This window comes from Paenibacillus sp. GCM10027628 (genome assembly GCF_042676385.1).
Taxonomy (GTDB): domain Bacteria; phylum Bacillota; class Bacilli; order Paenibacillales; family NBRC-103111; genus Paenibacillus_E.
Map to the genome: position 1 here is coordinate 14452 of NZ_JBHTHA010000039.1, position 19912 is coordinate 34363.

15 protein-coding genes are annotated in these 19912 nt (G+C 50.0%); 8 read left to right on the top strand and 7 right to left on the bottom strand.

Translation table 11 applies throughout. The features are described from left to right. The first annotated feature begins 136 nt into the window (after positions 1–136). The 6 genes from ACFQZT_RS26000 to ACFQZT_RS26025 all read left to right on the top strand — a co-directional run bounded on the left by ACFQZT_RS26000 (position 137) and on the right by ACFQZT_RS26025 (position 6150). Positions 137–1018 carry a carbohydrate ABC transporter permease gene (locus ACFQZT_RS26000; protein WP_379304692.1) on the top strand — a complete coding sequence of 294 codons (882 nt, stop codon included), beginning with the start codon at positions 137–139 and terminating at the stop codon, positions 1016–1018. Next, a complete protein-coding gene (locus ACFQZT_RS26005; protein ID WP_379304694.1) occupies positions 1018–1851 on the top strand; it encodes a carbohydrate ABC transporter permease in 834 nt (277 codons plus the stop codon). Before ACFQZT_RS26000 ends, ACFQZT_RS26005 begins: the two co-directional genes overlap by 1 nt. 119 nt (positions 1852–1970) lie before the next feature. Then, complete coding sequence (locus ACFQZT_RS26010) at positions 1971–3257, top strand: ABC transporter substrate-binding protein (protein WP_379304696.1); 1287 nt, start codon at positions 1971–1973, stop codon at positions 3255–3257. A gap of 25 nt (positions 3258–3282) precedes the next feature. Continuing rightward, the gene (locus ACFQZT_RS26015) at positions 3283–4113 is read left to right on the top strand and encodes a sugar phosphate isomerase/epimerase family protein (RefSeq protein WP_379304698.1); all 831 of its coding nucleotides are present in this window, start codon (positions 3283–3285) and stop codon (positions 4111–4113) included. Between the two features lie 53 nt (positions 4114–4166). Further along, complete coding sequence (locus tag ACFQZT_RS26020) at positions 4167–5270, top strand: Gfo/Idh/MocA family protein (RefSeq protein WP_379304699.1); 1104 nt, start codon at positions 4167–4169, stop codon at positions 5268–5270. 1 nt (position 5271) lies between these two features. Then, the gene (locus ACFQZT_RS26025; RefSeq protein WP_379304701.1) at positions 5272–6150 is read left to right on the top strand and encodes a DMT family transporter; all 879 of its coding nucleotides are present in this window, start codon (positions 5272–5274) and stop codon (positions 6148–6150) included. 32 nt (positions 6151–6182) lie between these two features. On the opposite strand, the gene ACFQZT_RS26030 is transcribed toward ACFQZT_RS26025, so the two are convergent. The 5 genes from ACFQZT_RS26030 to ACFQZT_RS26050 all read right to left on the bottom strand — a co-directional run bounded on the left by ACFQZT_RS26030 (position 6183) and on the right by ACFQZT_RS26050 (position 9908). After that, positions 6183–6371, bottom strand: a complete 189-nt coding sequence (locus tag ACFQZT_RS26030; protein ID WP_379304703.1) for a hypothetical protein — start codon at positions 6369–6371, stop codon at positions 6183–6185. Between the two features lie 98 nt (positions 6372–6469). Continuing rightward, positions 6470–6718, bottom strand: coding sequence for a hypothetical protein (locus ACFQZT_RS26035; RefSeq protein ID WP_379304704.1), 249 nt, complete (start codon positions 6716–6718; stop codon positions 6470–6472). Positions 6719–6884: 166 nt separating this feature from the next. Next, positions 6885–7538, bottom strand: a complete 654-nt coding sequence (locus tag ACFQZT_RS26040) for a hypothetical protein (protein ID WP_379304706.1) — start codon at positions 7536–7538, stop codon at positions 6885–6887. 73 nt (positions 7539–7611) lie between these two features. After that, positions 7612–9015: a sensor histidine kinase gene (locus ACFQZT_RS26045; RefSeq protein WP_379304708.1), complete on the bottom strand. Its 1404-nt coding sequence runs from the start codon at positions 9013–9015 to the stop codon at positions 7612–7614. Beyond that, positions 9009–9908 carry a response regulator transcription factor gene (locus tag ACFQZT_RS26050; protein ID WP_379304710.1) on the bottom strand — a complete coding sequence of 300 codons (900 nt, stop codon included), beginning with the start codon at positions 9906–9908 and terminating at the stop codon, positions 9009–9011. The genes ACFQZT_RS26045 and ACFQZT_RS26050 overlap by 7 nt, the downstream gene beginning before the upstream one ends. Before the next feature lie 98 nt (positions 9909–10006). On the opposite strand from ACFQZT_RS26050, the gene ACFQZT_RS26055 reads away from it, so the two are divergent. Beyond that, positions 10007–10894: a response regulator gene (locus ACFQZT_RS26055; RefSeq protein WP_379304712.1), complete on the top strand. Its 888-nt coding sequence runs from the start codon at positions 10007–10009 to the stop codon at positions 10892–10894. Next, positions 10858–11232, top strand: a complete 375-nt coding sequence (locus tag ACFQZT_RS26060) for a bacterial transcriptional activator domain-containing protein (protein ID WP_379304741.1) — start codon at positions 10858–10860, stop codon at positions 11230–11232. The genes ACFQZT_RS26055 and ACFQZT_RS26060 overlap by 37 nt, the downstream gene beginning before the upstream one ends. A 152-nt stretch (positions 11233–11384) precedes the next feature. On the opposite strand, the gene ACFQZT_RS26065 is transcribed toward ACFQZT_RS26060, so the two are convergent. Together ACFQZT_RS26065 and ACFQZT_RS26070 are read right to left on the bottom strand one after the other, a co-directional pair. Further along, positions 11385–14480 (bottom strand): ATP-binding protein, encoded by a 3096-nt coding sequence (locus ACFQZT_RS26065; protein WP_379304714.1) that lies wholly within the window; start codon positions 14478–14480, stop codon positions 11385–11387. A gap of 194 nt (positions 14481–14674) precedes the next feature. Next, positions 14675–19378, bottom strand: coding sequence for a DUF8202 domain-containing protein (locus ACFQZT_RS26070; RefSeq protein WP_379304716.1), 4704 nt, complete (start codon positions 19376–19378; stop codon positions 14675–14677). Between the last annotated feature and the right edge of the window lie 534 nt (positions 19379–19912).

Below are 19912 nucleotides of genomic sequence, written 5' to 3' on the forward strand. Positions count from 1 at the left end.
TGATGCTAGCGCTTACATCTTAGCACCGTAGAATCAAAATTGTCCACCTAGCTGCACAAATTCCTGAGTGGGAATTGCAGACAACCCTCCTTACAATAGAGTTACTTGGGACACCAAAGATTGGAGGAGAAGATTTATGAAAAAATGGATGTCATCGGAATGGGTGCAGCAGAGCGTTTTTGTCGGCCCTGTAGTTATCGCATTCATCATTGTCATGGTGCTGCCTTTTGCGCTAGGTATTTATTACTCTTTTTCAAGTTGGAACGGCGTATCGAGCAGCGCCAGTTGGGTCGGTCTACAAAATTTCAAAACCATTTTTACAAAAGACCCCGATTTTGGCCGATCCTTCTTGTTTACAGCCCGGTTTACTATTGGCGTAGTGATCATAAGCAACCTGCTTGGGTTTCTGCTAGCTTACGTGCTGTCAAAGCCGCTAAAATCCCGGAACATGCTGAGAACGATATTTTTTATGCCTAATGTGCTTGGCGGCTTATTACTCGGCTTTATCTGGCAGTTTATTTTTATCCAGAGCCTTCCCGCTATTGGAAAAGCAACAAATCTTTGGCTTTTCAACTTGTCTTGGCTCGGAACGGAATCAACGGCCTATTGGGGACTCGTTATTGTAAGCGTATGGCAAGGGGCAGGCTATCTAATGGTTATTTATATCGCCGGACTTACGAATGTGCCAAGCGATCTTTTGGAAGCGGCGGAAATCGATGGAGCGAAGAGCAGGCAGATCTTGCGTCACGTCATTTTCCCTCTCATTATGCCTGCCGTAACGGTTTGCCTGTTTCTAAGCATTTCATGGACATTTAAATCATTTGATGTGAACTACTCCCTTACGCAGGGCGGTCCTTACAAATCAACCGAATCTGTGGCCATGAATATCTATTTCGAAGCATTCAAATTCAATAGATACGGATTAGGCACGGCAAAAGCTTTCATCTTCTTCATCATTGTAACCGTTATCACCATGATTCAAGTATCGATGACGAAAAAGCGGGAGGTGGAAATGTAATGAGCGGAAAAACATACTCATCCAAATTATTCGTGGTAGAAGTTATTATTTTATTGGTGGCACTTTTATTTCTTACCCCTTTTTATTTTGTCTTTACCAACTCTTTTAAAAGCTTTGCGGAGTTGCTTACAGGCACAGCCAGTTTGCCGAAAAGCTTGAATTGGGCGAATTATATGCGTGCCTGGCATGTTTTAAACTTCCCGCTGGTATTTAAAAATTCATTATTCATTACAGTTTTCAGCGATATCTGTATGGTTATCTTTGCATCCATGGCTGCTTACCGGTTGGTTCGCCGTCCGAACAGAGGCAATCGAATGTTGTTCTCCGTTCTTGTGGCCGCGATGGTTGTCCCCTTTCAAGCCATCATGATCCCGCTCGTCAAGGTCGGCAACTGGCTGCATTTTTTAAATAGCATGTATGGAATTGTTCTCTGTTATGTCGGCATGGGTTCTTCTCTCGCCATCTTCCTCTATCACGGATTTATCAAATCAATTCCGCTAGAAATTGAAGAATCGGCAGTTGTAGACGGGTGTACACCGTATGGTGTGTTTTGGAGAATTGTTTTCCCGCTGCTTAAACCTATGTCCGTTACCGTCATCGTACTGCAAAGCTTATGGATGTGGAATGACTTCCTTCTCCCGCTTCTTATTCTGCAAAAACCGGAGCTAAGGACGATTCAGCTTGCCACAAACGTTTTATTCGGTCAGTATACGAAACAATGGGACTTGGCCCTTGCGGCCCTCGTGATGAGTATTGTGCCGATTCTGATTTTTTTCCTTGTCTTGCAGCGGCATATTATTCAGGGAATTACGGCAGGATCCGTCAAAGGTTGATTGTCCGCTAAACAAATTTGTCCACCTAATCAGTCAAAACCATGAGTGTTTGAGAAAATAAAACTAGCCTATACTCATGGTGTAAGCGCTTCAGACCATTTTCATAGGGGGTTAAAAGAATGAAACGAATTCTTTTAGGTTCATGCGCCATATTGCTTACGGGTTCCGTTTTAGCTGGCTGTAGCGGGAAAGAAGAGACTAAATCAGGGGGGGATGCGGCACCAAAACCCAATAAAGAAGTAACGATTAAAATTATGAATTTCAAGGTGGAGATCGTCGAACAATTTAACAAGTTGAAAGATGAGTACGAGAAGACGCATCCAGGCGTAAAACTTCAGATCGATACCCTTTTTGACGATTACCCAACAGGACTGAAAGCGCGATTTGCTGCAAACGACATGCCGGATATATTTAATAACGGAGGCTACCAGGAGCTGGATACTTGGGTCGAGCATTTGGAGGACTTATCGGATCAACCTTGGGTGAAGGATGTCCTGGATGTTGCGAAAGAACCGACGGCCAAAGGCGGAAAAGTATACGGTATGCCCGTGAATCTCGAAGGTTTAGGCTTCTTGTATAACAAAGATCTATTTGCTAAAGCAGGTATTACCGAACTTCCCAAAACATTATCTCAGTTGGAGGAAACGGCCAAGAAACTGCAGGCGGTTGGAATTGCTCCTTTCATTAATAATTTTGACAGTTGGTTTGGTCTCGGGTACCACATGTTTAACAACCCAATGGCCAAGCAACCGAACCCGAATGAATTTATTCAAGGGTTATATAACGGAACTGCTACATTTACCGGTAACGCTGTCTTTGCGGATTGGACGAAACTGTTCGATCTCAATATTAAATACGGGAACAGCAATGCACTAACGACAGATTATAATAACGCCACTTCACAATTTGCCACAGGTAAAGCAGCCATGATTCAAAGCGGCAATTGGATTCAACCCATCATTAATAAGCTGAACCCGGATCTGAAAGTCGGCATACTGCCGATGCCGATTAACGATGACGCAGCCTTGAACGATAAAATTTTCGTTGGTGTGCCGAACAACTGGGTAGTCAATAAAGATTCTGCCGTTAAAGAGGAAGCGAAGCAGTTTTTAAATTGGCTGGTCACTTCCGAAACAGGTAAGCGTTACTTAACCAAAGAGTTCGGGTTCATCCCCGCCTTCAAAAGCATTAAAGCCAAGCCCGCTGATATTGGCAGCATCGGTGAAGATATTACGAAGTATATTGAACAAGGCAAAGTATTAGGCTGGCATTGGGCGAAACTTCCGGAGGGCGCAGCGCCGGAATTCGGGGCTTCGATGCAAAAATATATTGCCGGTAAAATAAACCGCGATCAGATGTTGGCCGAGTTCCAATCTTCTTGGGATAAGGTGAAGGCGAAAAAATGAAATACGAAACTAAGGAGAAGAGAAAATGAGCTTACAATTTGGATTACAGCTTTATTCCGTAAGAGACGAGCTGCAGAAAGACTATTGGGGCACGCTCGAGAAACTGGCAGCCATCGGCTACAAAAACCTTGAAATCGCCATCCATAACGCTGATGAGGGGCTAGAGCCGAACGCTACGGAGTTTAGGAAGCGCTTGGATGCGCTTGGGATGAAGGTCGTCTCCAGCCATATCGGCCCGCTGGACCGCTACGAGGAAATTATCGCTTATAACCAGGAGCTTGGCTGTACGTCCATTGCTTTGGGAATTGCTTTCTTTAAAAACAAACAGGAAGTGCTCGATTGCTGCCAACTGCTAAACCGGCATGGCGAAGCCTACAAGAAAGGCGGCATCGACTTCTACTATCACAATCATTATCAGGAATTCCAGAAGTTTGACGACAGGTACGCCATGGACATCATCCTGGAGAACACAGACAAGGATCTGGTCAAAATGGAGCTGGATACTTACTGGGCCATAAGAGGCGGTGTCGATCCGATCGCCTACTTGCAAAAGCTTGGGGACCGCTGTGATTTGGTGCATCAAAAGGATTTGCCGGCAGCCGTCAAGCAGGTCAATCTGGTTGAAGCAGCCGGAGACAATGCCGAGATTACGTTCGAAAGCTTTATCGAATCGCTGGGTGTGGGTGATTTCGCTGAAGTCGGCGAAGGAACGCTGGATATCGCAGGCATTATTAACACAGTGAGACAGATTGGCGCTGCAAAATACATCTTCGTCGAACAGGATTTGACGAGCCGAAACCAGATGGAGAGCGTTGAAATCAGCTACCGGAACATCTCCAAATTTTTTGAAGCTTAAAGAGCAGGGGGCCGAACCGGTCCCCTTCATTATGATAATCAGGAGGAACACAAGTGAGAAAAGTAAAAGTAGGCATCGTTGGTTGCGGCAACATTAGCCCGATTTATTTTGAAGCCGGACGCAAGTTCGATATCCTCGACATTGTCGCATGCTCAGACCTCAATATGGAAAGAGCGAGAGCCAGAGCGGCCGAATATGGCATCTCCAAAGCATGCAGCGTCGATGAACTGCTGGCCGATCTGGAGATCGAAATCGTCATTAACCTGACGATCCCGAGTGCGCATGCAGAGATTCATCTGCGGGCGCTTGAAGCCGGCAAGCATACGTACGGCGAGAAACCGCTGGCGATTAGCCTGGAAGACGGACAACGAATTTTGGCCTTGGCCAAGGAAAAGAACCTGCTCGTCGGTTCGGCGCCGGACACCTTCCTCGGCGGAGGCATTCAAACGTGCCGCAAGCTGATCGATGAAGGCTGGATCGGCAAGCCGGTTGCGGCAACGGCATTTATGATGGGATCGGGGCCGGAAAGCTGGCACCCGAATCCGGGATTCTTATATCAAGTCGGTGCGGGGCCGATGTTCGACATGGGCCCTTACTATTTGACGGCGCTCATTAACTTGATCGGTCCGGTTCGGCGTGTTTCCGGCTCGGCGCAGATGACGTATCCGGAACGGACGATCACCAACGATATCGATTACGGTAAGAAAATTCCAGTCGAGGTACCGACGCATATTGCCGGAACGCTGGATTTCGCGAGCGGAGCCGTCGGCACGATCATTACGAGCGTCGATATCCAAGGCTCCAAGCTCCCGCATATGGAGATTTACGGATCGACCGGCACCCTGGTTGTCCCGGACCCGAACACGTTTGGCGGGCCTGTCTATATCAAGCGGCATAACCAGCCCGACTTTATGGAAATCCCGTTAACCCATGGATTTGCAGAAAACAGCCGCGGGTTGGGCGTCGTGGATATGGCCTACGCCATTACGGGCGGTAGAGAACATCGCGCCAGCGGCGATATGGCCTGCCATGTGCTGGAGCTGATGCATGGTTTCCATTTGTCTTCCGAACGGGGACTGCATTACGAAGTCAAAAGCGAGTGCAAGCGGCCCGAGGCGTTGCCAACAGACCTTCCGAGGAATGCGCTGAACGGATAGCATGATGTCGCAGAGGCTTGCCATCATACTTGTTTTCATCGGTGCAGGTTGTTACGGACTGCATGCAACAATATCCAAAATTGGATACGCGCATGGGCTGGATACGGGTCAAATCACCGGCATTCAGTTTATCGTCGGCGCGATTTCGCTTTGGGGGCTTGCCGCCTGGAAAGGCAGGAAGTGGCAACGGCCTTCACGCAAAGCGGCGCTCAAACTCATGACAGCCGGTACGTTGGCAGGGTTAACGAGCTTGTTATATATTGCTTCCATTCAAACGCTGCCTGCCTCCATCGCCACTGTACTTCTGTTTCAATTTGTATGGATCGGCGTCTTCTACGAATGGCTGTTTCAGCGGATCAAGCCTGATGGCCAAATACTCTTGGCCATCGCACTTACGATCGTGGGCGCATTGTGTGCAGCAGACGTTTTTCACGACCAGTTTAAAGAACTATCCATCATGGGGATTTTGTTAGGATTGGGCTCTGCCTTCTCCTGCGCCGGAACGCTTTATGTCAGCGGGAAAGTCGAGACGGGCGTCAGTCCGTGGCTGCGGTCTCCCCTCATGCTGACCGGAGCGTTGATACTGGTTATGGTCATCTATCCGCCCTCTTTTATCGTAACGGGAGTTCCCTGGAACAGCTTTTGGCTGCTGGGCATTGTCCTTGGGCTCGTGGGGACGGCTGTGCCGACCTTATGCTTAGCGTTCGGAGCCCCGCGGATCAGCGCCACACTGACGTCAATGCTCAGTTCCCTCCAGCTTCCGATCGCGATTGTCATGGCTTGGAGTGTCTTATCGGAGCCGATATCGGCGCTGCAATGGGTCGGAGTCGGTTGGATTTTGGCGGGAATCACGGTCAAAGGAGCCCGCTTCCCAAGGTAGTTTACAAAGAAAGAGTGCTCCACAGCACTCTTTTATTTGTCATCCGCATTCTGCCGTCTTTTCATTACGTTGTTGACCAAATTTTGTGTTGCATCTGAGGTCGACGCCGCCACATTTTCGATGGCGTTCTGTACATAATTCGTAGCTGATTGAACTTCGTTATTAAAGATATTCGTTTTGTTTGCAACAACGTTGTTCAGAGGGTTAGTAGGATCAGACATTTTTCATACCTCCAGTTATCTGCTTGTCATTAAAACATTGAACGCTTCGATTGAGCCTATCTATCCATCTCATCGTTATCCATAATTTTCGGATCCTTCTATTCGGTATCCATTTCAGAGGCGGCTTCGAAGACATTCGCCTTTGGTACCTGAGTCAGCTCTTCCTTTTGCTGTACCCAATAGCCGACATTGCGGTACCAGTCCGCAAATGAATCGTCCAATTGCCGCTCTCGATTGTCATCCTCATTAACATCGGAGTCGACTTCCATCTTCTCCCCGAGAACCTCTTGCTGATCCTCCCCGTCATTCCGATTTCGTATTCGATCGATACCATCAAATAGATTCACGCCGAGTTTTCCTCCTCCATCCGTATATGGATTAATCTGCATAGATACGGACGGATTTATTCAAAATCTTGTGAACCAAACTCAGCCGATGAACCTAAAAGATCAAGCGAGCCCGCATGAACAGCATAAACCCCGAGGTTGCCCTCGGGGTTATCTTTCGATGCTATTAATTTTGTCCGGCCCGTTTTTGCCATTTCGCTTTCAATGCAGCCTCCACTTCGGCCAAAACTTGTTCCTTAGTTTTGCCTTCCGTGCTGATGCCTAATTTGGCAGCTCGCTTATTGAGAGCCTCCACTTTTTTCGCGTCTCTAGCTTGAACAAGCGCAGAGCGGATTTGCTTCGCCGTCAGGCCATCTGTGGAGATGCCGGCCTTAGACGCTTTTTCTTGCAGCTTGGTTAGCTCTGCTGCTTGGATAGCCGCCTTCAGGTCTTTGCTCGATTTGCCGTCGGTGCTAATGCCAAGCTTCGTCGCTCTGGCCTGCAGCTTAGCTAGCTCAGCCGCTTGAATGTCCGCTTTGAGCTGAGCGGCGGTTTTCCCGTCCGTACTGATGCCCAGCTTAGCTGCCGCTTTCTTTAGGCGCTCCAATTGCTTAGCGGCTACCGCACTCTTTATTTCGGCTTTAATTTGCCCATTTGTCTTGCCTTCGGTAGAAATGCCAAGGGCTTGCGCTTTATCCTGAAGCAGCTGTTTAGCCGGGTGGAAGGAGCTGCTAGTCGATGCAGCCGTGCTTCCTGACGTCGTATCGGCGGCAAATGCCGCAACTGGAACGGATAGAGCTATAGCGCCTACCAAAGCTAGTCCTGTTAGTTTTTTCAACATAAGTATCGCTCCTCGGTTTTCGTATTTTGTCTTTGTCTTAGGCTTACGAGACTTATACTACCGGATAAATATGTCATAAGTTTGTCATGGGCGAAACGGGTAAAAAAATCGAAAAAACGGTCCCTTGCCTCACCTGTGATTGCACGCGGATCGAACCTCCGTGAGCCTCTACGATATGCTTGCAGATCGTCAGTCCCAGCCCTGCGCCGGAGCGGTTGCGGCTTTCGTCAGCCTTATAGAACCGGTCAAACAGATGCGGCAGTTTATCCGGCGAAATGCCGGGACCGTTATCCCAGACTTCGATCCAGCTTTCATTTTTTATGGATTTCACGCGAATGCCCGCTGTCGAGCCTTCCGGAATATGATTGATCGCGTTATCCAGCAAATTGATGAGTACCTGACGTAAACGATCAGCATCTGCGTAGACAACAAGCGGCTTGCCTTCCTCCGTCAAAAGCTCGATATGCTTGGACTTCGCTTTCATTTTCAGCTGGGTAACCACCAGCGCCATCAGCTCCGAAACGTCCACCGGCCCCATATGGAGCTCCACCTTTTTCTCCTCAAAAGAGGAAAGTTCCAGTAAGTCATCGACCATTTTGCTGAGCCGCACCGTCTCGCCTAGGGAGACGCTGATAAAATCCTGCGCATCCTGCGGCTCAACGACGCCGTCAACAATGCCCTGAAGCGAAGCGCGAATCGTTGTGAGCGGCGTACGCAGCTCGTGCGAGATTTCGGAGAGAAACCGTTTGCGGCCCTCTTCAACTTTCTCCAGTTTACCGGCCATCCGGTTGAGCGAGTCTGCCAGAGAGGCGATTTCATCCTTGCCCCGCACCGCGACCCTGCCGCTGAAATCCCCCGTTGCGAGTGCCTCCGCCGTCCTGCTCATCGACTGAATCGGCTTCACGAAATGCCGGGAAACGAAATACAAGACCGTTATCGCCAACAGGCCGATGAGCAGCGCCGATACGAAAATCGCACGGTTAATATCATTGATCGTACCTTGAATGTTCACAATGGGCGTGTACAGAAAAATGCCGCCGACGACCTTGTTGTCGATAAGCACAGGCTGACCTACGATCAACATTTTGACATTGCTGTTCACGGCAAAATTACTCTGCACCGTCACCGGTACCCCGCTTAGCACCTTATCCACCCACTCCTTGCGGGCAGGCGTTTCGCCGACCGATGTGAATTTATCGGAGTTCGCTTTAGGATGCTTGACCACGGCCACCCGAACATTCGAAGCCTTCTCGATGACGCTGACTTGCTTGCGAAAATCTTTCTGAAGCATCGTATTATCAAGTAATTCCCTGGTTAGCTCCTCTACTTGCTCTACCTTTTCCAGGAGAAGCTTCTCGCTGCGGTCGTATGTTTTCTGCTTCATGGAATAACCAATCGTCCCGGAAATCGCCATAATCGAAACAATCGTTATACTGATATAAATGAATAATAGCTTGCGGTAAAAAGAATTCAGCATACGTCCGGCCCCTCAAACTTATACCCGACGCCCCAAACGGTGCGGATGCCCCAGTCCTCTTCCCTTTCGGATAGTAGGGACAGCTTCTGCCGCAACCGCTTGATGTAAAGATCGACGACACGGTCCTCGCCTTCGAAATCCCAGCCCCATATCTTCGCGATAAGATCTTCCCGCGTGAAAACCTGGTTCGGGTTGCGTACAAGGAAAAGCAGCAGCTCATACTCTTTTTTGGGCAAGGCGACTTGCTGCCCTTCCACCGTGACCTCGTGCGAAGTCGCATCCAGCCGCAGGCTGCCGACTTCATAGACATTCGTTTGCGCCTGCGAGCCTGCCCGGCCCGTCGACCTGCGCAAAATCGTCGCAATGCGGGCGACCAGCTCATTCGGATCAAAGGGCTTGACTAAGTAATCGTCGGCACCCATTTGCAACCCCTCGATTCGCTCCTCTACCTGACCTCTTGCGGTCAGCATCAGGATCGGCACATCGCTCATCGCGCGGATCTTCTGGCAGACGGACCACCCGTCCCGCTTCGGCAGCATGAGATCCAGCACGATAAAATCGGGCCGAAGCGCTTCAAACTGCGCCAGCGCCTGTTCCCCGTCATGAGCGGTCTCGACCGCATAGCCGCTCTTCTCTAAATACAGCTTCGTAATGCGGCAAATATTCGGATCATCGTCTACGACCAGCACGGTTGTCATTCGGTTCACTCCTTGTTGATGATATGGGTATAAGATAAATCTACATTTCGATGCCCTATCGCCTTGGTCAAATAACGGCCAGCTTATACGTTTATTCTCGGCAAAAAGCTGAGTAAAAGCAATGGTCATCCCTACGAAAATGAGATAAATCATAACAGCGTTCTTTTTCCGCAGCAGCGCGGCTTGTTCGGACAAGTTCTAATCATCCATCGCCAAAATCCCGATAGTATTGATATAGTGGGTCAAATGGCACTGAAAAAACAATGTATACATTTTTATGGGGCGTGAAATACATGAAGATTATGTTGGTGGATGACGAGCCGCTGGTGCTAAATCAAATCCGGCGAATGCTATCGGGATATGCCAAAATTTCGGTCATAGGCTCGTTTCAGAATGCGCGAGAGGCTATTGCGCGAATGCCGGAACTTCAGCCGGACGTCATATTTTTCGATATTCACTTGCCGGAACTTTCAGGTATCGATGCAGTGGAGTTGGCCATGGAGGCTTGTCCCGGAGTCGATATTGTGTTTGTAACGGCATATACCGAATATGCTATCCAAGCGTTCGATCTGAATGCGGTCGATTATTTGCTTAAGCCGCTGCTTCAAGCTCGTTTGGATCAAACGATAAAGCGCCTGATGCAAAGAAGATTGCATAAACAAGAAGATATCCGGTCAACGGAGCCATCCCGCATTCTCTGTTTGCGGTCTCTCCGTTTTCAGCGCAGCGGCGGGTCTCCTGAAATTCCGAAGTGGCGGACGGCAAAAACGCAGGATCTGTTTGCTTATCTGCTGCATCATCGCGGCAATATCGTCCTCAAGGAAACGCTTTTGGAGCTCCTATGGCCGGACCTCGACGCGAAACAGGCGATGAAGCAATTGTACACATCAATTTATCACATCAGACAGTGTTTGAAGCAAATGGCCATTGATGTCCCCATCCGCAATCTGACAATTCAGGAAGGTTACGTGCTCGACACAAGCCGCATACGGGTTGACGTGGATGAATGGGAAAACGGTTTGCATCAGGCGGGCGGAGGGAATTTGGCCGACAGTCACTCCGAGCTGCTGCGGCTGCTTGAACTTTATGAAGGGGACTATTTCAGGAGCACGGTTATTGGTGGGCGGAGAGCGAGCGCGAAAGACTGCGGAAGCTATGGTATCAGCACGCCCGGTCGTTAGCCCTATTCTATGAGAAAGCCGGAGCGCTGGAGGAAGCGCTCGCGATTTACGAACGTATTCAGGATGCGGATCCGTATAACGAAGACGACGGACTTGCACTGATCAAGCTTTATACGGCAACCGGACGGCGAGAAGAAGCAGAGAGGCACTACCGTAAGCTGGATCATCTGTTTTCCAATGAGCTGCGGATCGGTTTGACCGACAAGCTGGCAGATTGGGTGGAATCCACCGAGAATGAAATTGCCCCTGACGCAATGAGCGTGACGAAGGAGGACATCGACAAGGCAAAGACAAGGCAACTATTCATTGTCCGCAGCGTGGTACCCCTAACCATGTAAATTCGCTTTGCGAGAGCATGTTTCGAGCTATTTTCAAAGAAGCGCCCTAGGGCACACGCTTAGCCTGGAGAAGGGAGGCGATCGCATCGTCCGCCCCCCCCCTCCTCCAAGCCAACTGCCTGCGAACGCTAAAGATTGACAATCCTCACGCTTCATTTCGGCACGACAAACGAAACGGTCGTACCTTGCTCCGGATAACTCCGAATTTGCAAGCCATTCCCATACAATTGTTGCAGCCGCCGATTGACATTTAACAGGCCGACTCCCTGCCTGCTGCCCGAACGTAGTCGCAATAGTCGTTGCACCGTTTCTTCATCCATTCCAACGCCGTTATCGGTAATTGTTGCTTCTGCATGGTCTTCATATTCGGTGATTTGAATACGGATCTTTCCTCCCGACGAACGCCTCGTTATACCGTGCCGCACTGCGTTTTCCACGAGTGGCTGAATGGAAAGGGGGGGAATCCGCAGTTCCATGCTCGCCTCGACTTCCCAAACAATATCCAGATTGCCGTCGAAACGTTCCTTCTCGATATACAAATAAGAACGGACGAGAGCAAGTTCCTGTTCGAGCGAAACAAGCCGTTCGGAATTTTGGAAATTAAAGCTTGCCCGCAAATAATTCCCGAATTCATCGAGCAAAAGGCGCATTCTGTTCAGATTAATGTCGCTAAGCGCCGCTATCGCATTGAGGGCGTTGAATAAAAAATGCGGCTGTATTTGCGCCTGCAGCCATGCCGCTTCCATACGTAGCCGTTCGCGCATCGAACGGTGTACATCGGTTAATGCCCGCACCCGAGCTATCAACTCCATCGTATCCGCAGGTTTTACGACGTAATCGTTGGCGCCTGCTAAAAATCCAGCGGCTATGTCTTCAGACTTGTTGCGTGCGGTCAGAAGCAGAACGGGTAGCTCCGAGCTCGAATAGCATTCGCGGATCGCGCGCGTTAACTCATATCCCGACATGTGAGGCATCATGACGTCGGCAATAACCAGATCCCACACTCTTGTTCTCAGTTGGGCCAATGCTTCCTTGCCGCTTGTAACCGCAACGATATCGAAGCTTTGCGCAGCTAAAATGTCCTCTAATACTTTCAGGTTAAGCGGGTCGTCGTCCACAGCCAATATGATCGGTCTATCCGTAGATCCGGAACTTGGCGTATCCGCCTCTTCGCCGGATTGAACGTTCGAGCCGGCAGCGCCTGTTTCCATATAAGCAGGCAATAGAATCGACGCAGCTTCCATTTCCGGTTGAACGGACGACGAATCGGGCAGCGCCAAAGTAAACGTGAATACTGTGCCTTCACCGGGGGCAGAGCTGATCTCTAACGCTTCGCCGTGCAGCTCTACGAGCTGCTTGCAAATGCCGAGTCCGAGTCCGATGCCGCCGCCTGGAGCCGCCGTCATGCCGGTGTCGCCTTGCTCGTAGGGCTTAAAGACTCTTTGCAGCGTTTCCGCGTCCATGCCGACGCCCGTATCCGCAACGCTAATGTACGCTTTCCCGCCCTTAACGGCCGCCCGGATGGTAATTGTCCCTTCGTTAGTAAATTTGACCGCATTGTGAACCAGATTGAACACAATTTGAACGAGCCGGTTTTCATCAGCCATCACAGAAGGAAATTCGTTCGGAATCTCGCTAACCAACCGGACCGGCTTGCCTTCGGTCATGAAGCGAAGCATGTCGAATACCCCGGAAGCGACCGCTTGAACCTGAACGCTTTGTACCTGCAGGCGGATGACGCCCTCTTTGAGACGCGTCAAATCTAGCAGGTCATTTAACATAAACGACATGCGCCGGCCGACGGTGATCATCAACTCCAAATTTTTGGCGCTCTTATCGCTCAGCACATGCTTTTCGCTGTCAAGAACCGTTTGCGCCATATTCAGCATCCCGTGCAGCGGATTGCGCAATTCATGCGATGTGTTCGCCAGGAAATCGTCCTTCAGTTTGTCTGCCATCCTTAACTGCTCGTTCAGCTTGGCGTTTTCTTCGGAATTGCGGAAGTACTGCTTAAACCAGTAAGCGGAAAAACAGACGATAGCTGCCAGCACGTCAACCGGGTAGTAGACGCTCGTTACTTCCGAGCGAGTATTAAGCGCTCCCCAGACGGAGCTGGATAAGATGCTCGTGGCGGCAAGCACCAAAAAGATGGCGCCAGGCTGATTTCTGGCTATCATTTTGCCGACCAGATAGACAATCCAGGCCCATGGGAACCAACTAATCAGCGTGAATACATTTGCATTGATCGAATAGTAAATGAGCGGTGGCGGCATGACCGCCACCCCCCCCCAATATAGAGCGAAAACGCCGGCGTACGTACGGAACAATCCAGTGTTTGTTCGGAGCTTGGCAAATATCCCTATCAGTAATAGGAAAAAAAAGGAAAACGACAAGTACGAGAGCACCTTGATTTTCAGCGCCCATGCATAGTTGATGAAAGGCATGCATACCAGCAGCAGGCTGTCGTTATCAGACACAATCGAAAGACCAGAGACTAGAAGCAGCATGAAGAAGACAAGAAACGATTTTTGCCGATTGAACACGTATAACATCAAGGCGTACAAGCCATGCAACATCAGTATCATGAATGTCACAACCTGAAAGCCAATGGAGCTCCAGCGTTCGGTATCGATGGCCGCATCCGACCCGAAGCGGATGTCCCTGACAATGCCGCCATTAAACGGATTTTCGAAATTGGCAACGCGTACAAGCAGTTCGATCTCACTCACTCCGTTTGCCTTATAGAGCGGGGTATAAGAAATCCGGCGGGGCGTATACGTTGTCGCTTGCTCAGTCGGTTGGCCGACTCCTGCTATCTGACCGTTGAATTCAACAACTGAAGAGGCTTGAATTTCTTGAATCCAGAATTTGAAAGACTGTTGCGGCAAAGGATCGACAAGAATGCGCAGCCGGTACGTCCCATATCCGAACGACGACTTTGACCCTGCCGGCAAAACGCTTCGCCAATCCCCGGGAACCTGAATATAACGCTTATCAAGGGATTGCCGCCCCTTCTCTTCATGCGTGATCAATGCTTCCGGATAAAACTCCCACTCGCCTTTCAGCGTAATGGACCGGGATTTCGCGAAGTCCCAGCCGCGCAGATCGAGCACGCCTTGAACCGCACTAGGATGTACAGGCGTAGTAAAAATTCCGGACCAAAACCACCGAATGCCGAGAAGTATGGAGAGAAACAGGACGAACGATGCAACATATTTTAGAACGGTTTTGTTTTTTATCCGTATCATAAAGAGACACTCCCAACGTTTTGTCGAGCAACTCCACCATCTGCTTGCAAATGCTGGAGTTCCTATTTTCGACAAGAACAGCGTCAATTCCTTGTGCCGCAATCGGATATTTGTATGTTCCCGATTGCAAAGAAGGGCCGTCCCTTAGCTTTGTATTCGCCTCAGGACAGCCCCGCTTCAAACCACTATCGTGTCTACTTGGAATTTCGGTTATCGATCAGATTGGCCTTTATCAGCATCCGCTGCACGATGGCCGCCGTCTCCGCTCGGGTAATGTCGCTCGCCGGTTTCAGTCCTGTGTCGGAGCCTTTAACCAACCCGCTCTTCACCGTCGCCGCGACAGCTTGCTTCGCCCACGCATCTACCGCCGCGCTGTCTGTGAACGAGGCGAGTGCGGATGTGGCGTCAGCGCCGCTGACGTTCGTATCGAGCCCCGCCAATTTCATTGCCCGTGCGATCATCGCCATCGCCTCTTCGCGCGTGATTGTTTTGCTCGGGCGGAACGTTCCGTCCTCATACCCGTTGATGATGCCGTACTCCTGCGCTTTCGCCACAGCGCCGACGTACCAGTCGCCGGACTTCACGTCGCCGTACGCTGAAGTTTTCCCGTTTTCGGGGAGACCGAGCCCTCTGACGATAATCGCCGCGAACTCCGCGCGCGTGATCGCCGCATTCGGATTGTAATGAGTAACATCGACCCCGTTCACGATTAACCGCGATGCCATGTCGTTCACCGCGTCTTTGGACCAATGCCCTGCCACATCCGCAAAAGTCATCGGGTGCCAGATCAAGGTGTACATGCTGTTCGTCAAGCTGCTCACAACTGCGTAATACTTCCCGTCGCGAAAGGTAATATAGGTTGGCACGTGATAGACCGTTCCGTCAGCAGCAAGCACGGTTGCAGTTGTAATCTTGTTTGGATCGATGCCGTCCGGCAGCGGAATTTCACGCTCCACGTACGCATTGAACTTGTCAACATCCACCGTTTTGCCGTTGTACGAAGCGGTGACCGTGAATTCGACCGGCGGCACGACGACGGTAAACTTGCCTTTACCCGCGGTGCTTTCCGCGAGTTTGACCTTCGCGTCATCGCTTTTCGCAATATCCACATGCATAACGATATCCGACAGATTCACTTGCCCGCCAAGCTGTGACGCCAAGCGGTCAATCGCTATTTCGGACGCAGGCAGTTTGTAGTTGCCGTTAGTCGTTTGAACTTCAAACATTGCCTGCTTCTTTTCCATCGCTTTCACTGCATCCCCGGTCAATACAGCCGTCACTTTGTCCGCGCTCACTGTCGCAACAGGGACGATGATGACCGGCTTGTCGCCCTCTTGCGCAAGCTGAGCCGCCAATTTGGCCTTATCCACTGTCGCCGTCACCACGGTTTTCCCATCCTCTTTGTTCGTAGTGCCCGCAGCGATTTGATCATATTCCTTGCCGTTCACGATAACGCGGAACCCTATCGAGTTGTCGGATGTACTGTCCCCTGTGCCGACAGCACCGGTGGAAGGCGAGCCCGTCGAAGGCGAACCGGAGGAGTGCTCTGTAGCCGACGCGCGCGTCACCGTCACGGTGTACGTTTGCGTCGTGCCGTCCTGAGCCCTCACAACCACCTTTATCGTGTTGATGCCCACGCTCAGCGGCAGCGAATCGGAAGCTGCACCGCTCGTAAGCGAAATCGGACCTTTCACCAAGGTGCCGGCGCTGTTGTACACACTCGCCGTCACTGTGGCATGAGCAGAATCATATACCGTCGCCGTCACTGTTGTGCTGCTCACGCTGTTCGCTGCGCTCGCCGTATAGCCGTCTGTCGTCCCCGCCGCAAACGCAGGGCTTAACGTACCGCTCGACAACGTCAAGCCGTTCAAATCCGCATTGCTAGACGTTGGAGCCGATGTGCGAATCGTTGTTCCCACGCTGATAGCAGACGCGCTCTGCGTCGCGGTCGCTTTCACCCGGGTCACAAACGTATAGTTCGTATCCGGCGTCAGTCCGCTGAACGTCGGGCTGTCCTGCCACGTCGCACCGCCATCTTTGCTGTATTCCTGACCGGCGACTGCCTGCAAAGTAATGCTCGTTGCCGTTTTACTTGCTTGTGCAGGCGCTGCCGGAGCCGCCGCACCGTCTGCTGCCGCTACCGCACCCGTCGCTGAGCTCGTCACGTTGCCAGTCGCATGCGTACCGTCGGCGGTGACCTTCACAGTGATAGCCGCGCCCATGTCATCTGCGGTTAACGTATAGCTTGATCCCATCGTATTCGTGATGGCAATCCCGTTTCGGTACCACTGGTAAGTCGGCACATTGCCCGACGTGCTAGGCGTATACGTGATCCCCGATAAGTCCGCCGTCAACGTTTGACCCACCTTGGCGATACCTCTAATCGCCACGCTGCCTCCCATCGACGGAAGAGCAGCCGTACCGGCTTCACCGGGAGCCCGTCCGGCGCTGGAGTCGCCTTTGACGCGGACTTGAACATTAGCAACAGAACTCGGCACGATTGCCATCGTCTGCGGATTGGCAGTTGCTATCGTCCATGTTTTACCGCCATCCACCGTATATTCATAATCGGAAACATTGGCATATCCTGATACATTGTTCCACGACAGCGTCTTCGCACTTGCGTCTAAAATTACATTGGTCGGAGCCGCCGCACCGTCTGCTGCCACTACCGCACCCGTCGCCGCGCTCGTCACGCTGCCTGTCGCATGCGTGCCGTCAGCGGTAACCGTCACGGTGATGGCCGAGCCGACATCGTCTGCGGTTACCGCGTAGCTTGGATCCGTCGCACTCGCGATAGCGACTCCGTCACGGTACCACTGGTAAGTCGGAATGTTGCCCGACGTGCTCGGTGTATACGTGATTCCCGTTAAATCTGCCGTCAACGTTTGACCCACCTTGGCAGTACCGCTAATCGTTGCGCTGCCTCCCATCACCGGAAGAACAGCCGTTACGGTGGACGTCTTCGTGTCCGTCGTGGTCGTATCTGTCCATGCGCTGCCATCCCACTTTTGCTTCGTGAAAGTAGCCGTTACGGTGTAACTGCCTGCTGTCGCAGGCGTATAAGTGGAGGTATAGGTGACTCCGCTTACGCTGAACGTTCCCGATTTGCCGCTCTCCGTCGATGTCCAGCTTGTCGGGATGTACCTTTCATCCCCGTACACCGCTCCTGTTTCCGACTGCCGGTCTCCCGCTGCCGTTAGTGTCACCGAACCGCCTACCGTGACGCTGCTCGGGCTTTCTTTGACACTGTTGTTCGCCGCACTAGCTAACGTGCCTGTTTTTACATCCATAGAGAATTGATTCACAGGTACACTGTTCGTACCTATTAAGTTACCTTTGCCATTGTAGGACACATTCACTGTTTTACCGGTGACATCCGTTCCTGTTGGTAAAGTAAAAATCATTTTCTTAGCGTCAGTTGGGTCAACATTAATGACCGGTGTTGTTGGTGTACCGTCATTTGTAATTGTAAACCCGGTTGAATTTGTCCATCCCACCTCTTTGTCGAACGTAAGAATAATTTTATTCCCGCCCGCTTCCACTGCACTATTCGGTACTGGCACTGGAGCAGCAAAGGTGAAGAATTGTCCATTCGCTAAGGCTGTTTTTGTCGTAAAATAATCTATTCCCTCAAAGCTTACTACTGTTAATTGATGCTCTGTGGCATTCGTGAAATCAGAGTCGTTACCATTTACAAGCAACGTCGAATTTGCTGGAATCATATTCTTCGGAATCGCAATTAGCACTTCACCGACATTCCCAGTGTTCTGAACTTTCCAGATACGTTCTGCATGGTTTTTGTCTGTCGACCCAATTTGCTTATCAAATTTTAAGGGTTGTCCGTTATCGCCCCAGATTAACGACTGTTTATCTGCAAGCGTTTCTGAAATATTCTCATTTTTCATTGACAATTGTGCTCCAATGCCAATTGTCAGCTTCGATGTATCGTTCGCCGAACGGCTTTGCTTTTGATATAAACCTTGTGCATCGTCACGGGCAATACCTGCAATATTACTATTATAGTTCAGATCTGCATTCCAAATTGGAGTGGCATTCGAATCTAAATAATTAAGATTGTTTAACGATTTTCCGTATTTAATCGCTAAATAGGAATTGATTTTAAGTCTGTCTGTTGCCGTCAATGGACCTGAATAGAAAATTATTTCGCCTACTTGGCCATTATAATAACTTACTGGATTTCCATTAGTATCATATTGTGAACCCAATGACATTTTATGGTTAATACCTGTTAGAGGATTCGTTCGACTGGGTGCAGAAACAAGCGCATTCCCATCACGATAAATGGATTGACCTGCGTCTACGGAACTATTGATTCCATAATTAAAATTCCAAATATACTTTGGACCCACTGTTCCTGCAAGAGCAGATACTCGCTCAGTAGCTTGGCTCCCTGCATCCCAATAAACAGTTCCGCTATAAGGCAGATGCACATTTAATCTGCCCCCACCGGACGTTTCTTCCCATAAAATAGAATTCGAACCAATTCCTATACCCGACATTAAAAATACATTAAAATTATTGTACGCGCTACTTCCCAGAACACCATTGGCATTTAATAAATAATCATTCGTCCCGTCAAAAGTTACTGCCTCATTAAAGTTAATCCGGTTGCTTCCATCATTATAAACAGGCTGTTTGGTGGCATCGGTTTGAGAGAAGTCACGGTTATTACCACTCTGATCTTTCCATTCTGAAACTGTACCGTTCGCCGTAGTCACGCCGGCATCAGCACGGAGCCATAAGTGAAGATTTGTGGTAACCCCGCCTGGCCCTACTGCCGCCGCTTTGGCCGTCTGCGGAGCCAACACTGCAGGCCATAAACCTATGGTCAAGGCGCCGACCAGCAGCAGCTTGAGCGACTTCTTCCAGTTCATCCTACCCTTCCTATCAAACATCATTTCATCATCATCTCCTGATACAATTAATTTGCGCGAATTTCATCTCTACCAAATAACAGAATATTCCATTTTTAACATTCCGCCTTTTAAAAAATCAACTCCAACCACCGTAAAACATCAGCCCGTTCTTATTCACTTCCGCTCTCATCTCTTATTCAATAGTGAGCCAAATCACCTCAATCCCGATATTTCGCTAAAATCCATGTTCTTTCGACAGGTGTGATCCTAACATAAGGAACTATACAAAATCTCTACAAGCTACGAGTGCTTTCACACGCTGTTCTCACTCACGCAAAATGCTGGTGTTTGATCAATTCTCGTGTCGCCAAGGCGCTGGTGCTAAATCAAATTTGTAAAACGCAAGCAGGATTTCCGCCTGCTAAACTTTACAATCTAGGCATGATCGCACCGATAATGGAGGTATAAAGTCTGGAATGTAAAGAAAGCCCGCCAATATACGAAACATTGACGGGCTTTCTTGTATTGAACTTACTTAATCAATGGCATTTT

Coding starts and splice junctions, on each gene's coding strand:
- ACFQZT_RS26000 (WP_379304692.1), top strand. CDS start 137: ATGAAAAAATGGATGTCATCGGAATGGGTGCAGCAGAGCGTTTTTGTC.
- ACFQZT_RS26005 (WP_379304694.1), top strand. CDS start 1,018: ATGAGCGGAAAAACATACTCATCCAAATTATTCGTGGTAGAAGTTATT.
- ACFQZT_RS26010 (WP_379304696.1), top strand. CDS start 1,971: ATGAAACGAATTCTTTTAGGTTCATGCGCCATATTGCTTACGGGTTCC.
- ACFQZT_RS26015 (WP_379304698.1), top strand. CDS start 3,283: ATGAGCTTACAATTTGGATTACAGCTTTATTCCGTAAGAGACGAGCTG.
- ACFQZT_RS26025 (WP_379304701.1), top strand. CDS start 5,272: ATGATGTCGCAGAGGCTTGCCATCATACTTGTTTTCATCGGTGCAGGT.
- ACFQZT_RS26030 (WP_379304703.1), bottom strand. CDS start 6,371: ATGTCTGATCCTACTAACCCTCTGAACAACGTTGTTGCAAACAAAACG.
- ACFQZT_RS26040 (WP_379304706.1), bottom strand. CDS start 7,538: ATGTTGAAAAAACTAACAGGACTAGCTTTGGTAGGCGCTATAGCTCTA.
- ACFQZT_RS26045 (WP_379304708.1), bottom strand. CDS start 9,015: ATGCTGAATTCTTTTTACCGCAAGCTATTATTCATTTATATCAGTATA.
- ACFQZT_RS26055 (WP_379304712.1), top strand. CDS start 10,007: ATGAAGATTATGTTGGTGGATGACGAGCCGCTGGTGCTAAATCAAATC.
- ACFQZT_RS26065 (WP_379304714.1), bottom strand. CDS start 14,480: ATGATACGGATAAAAAACAAAACCGTTCTAAAATATGTTGCATCGTTC.
- ACFQZT_RS26070 (WP_379304716.1), bottom strand. CDS start 19,378: ATGAACTGGAAGAAGTCGCTCAAGCTGCTGCTGGTCGGCGCCTTGACC.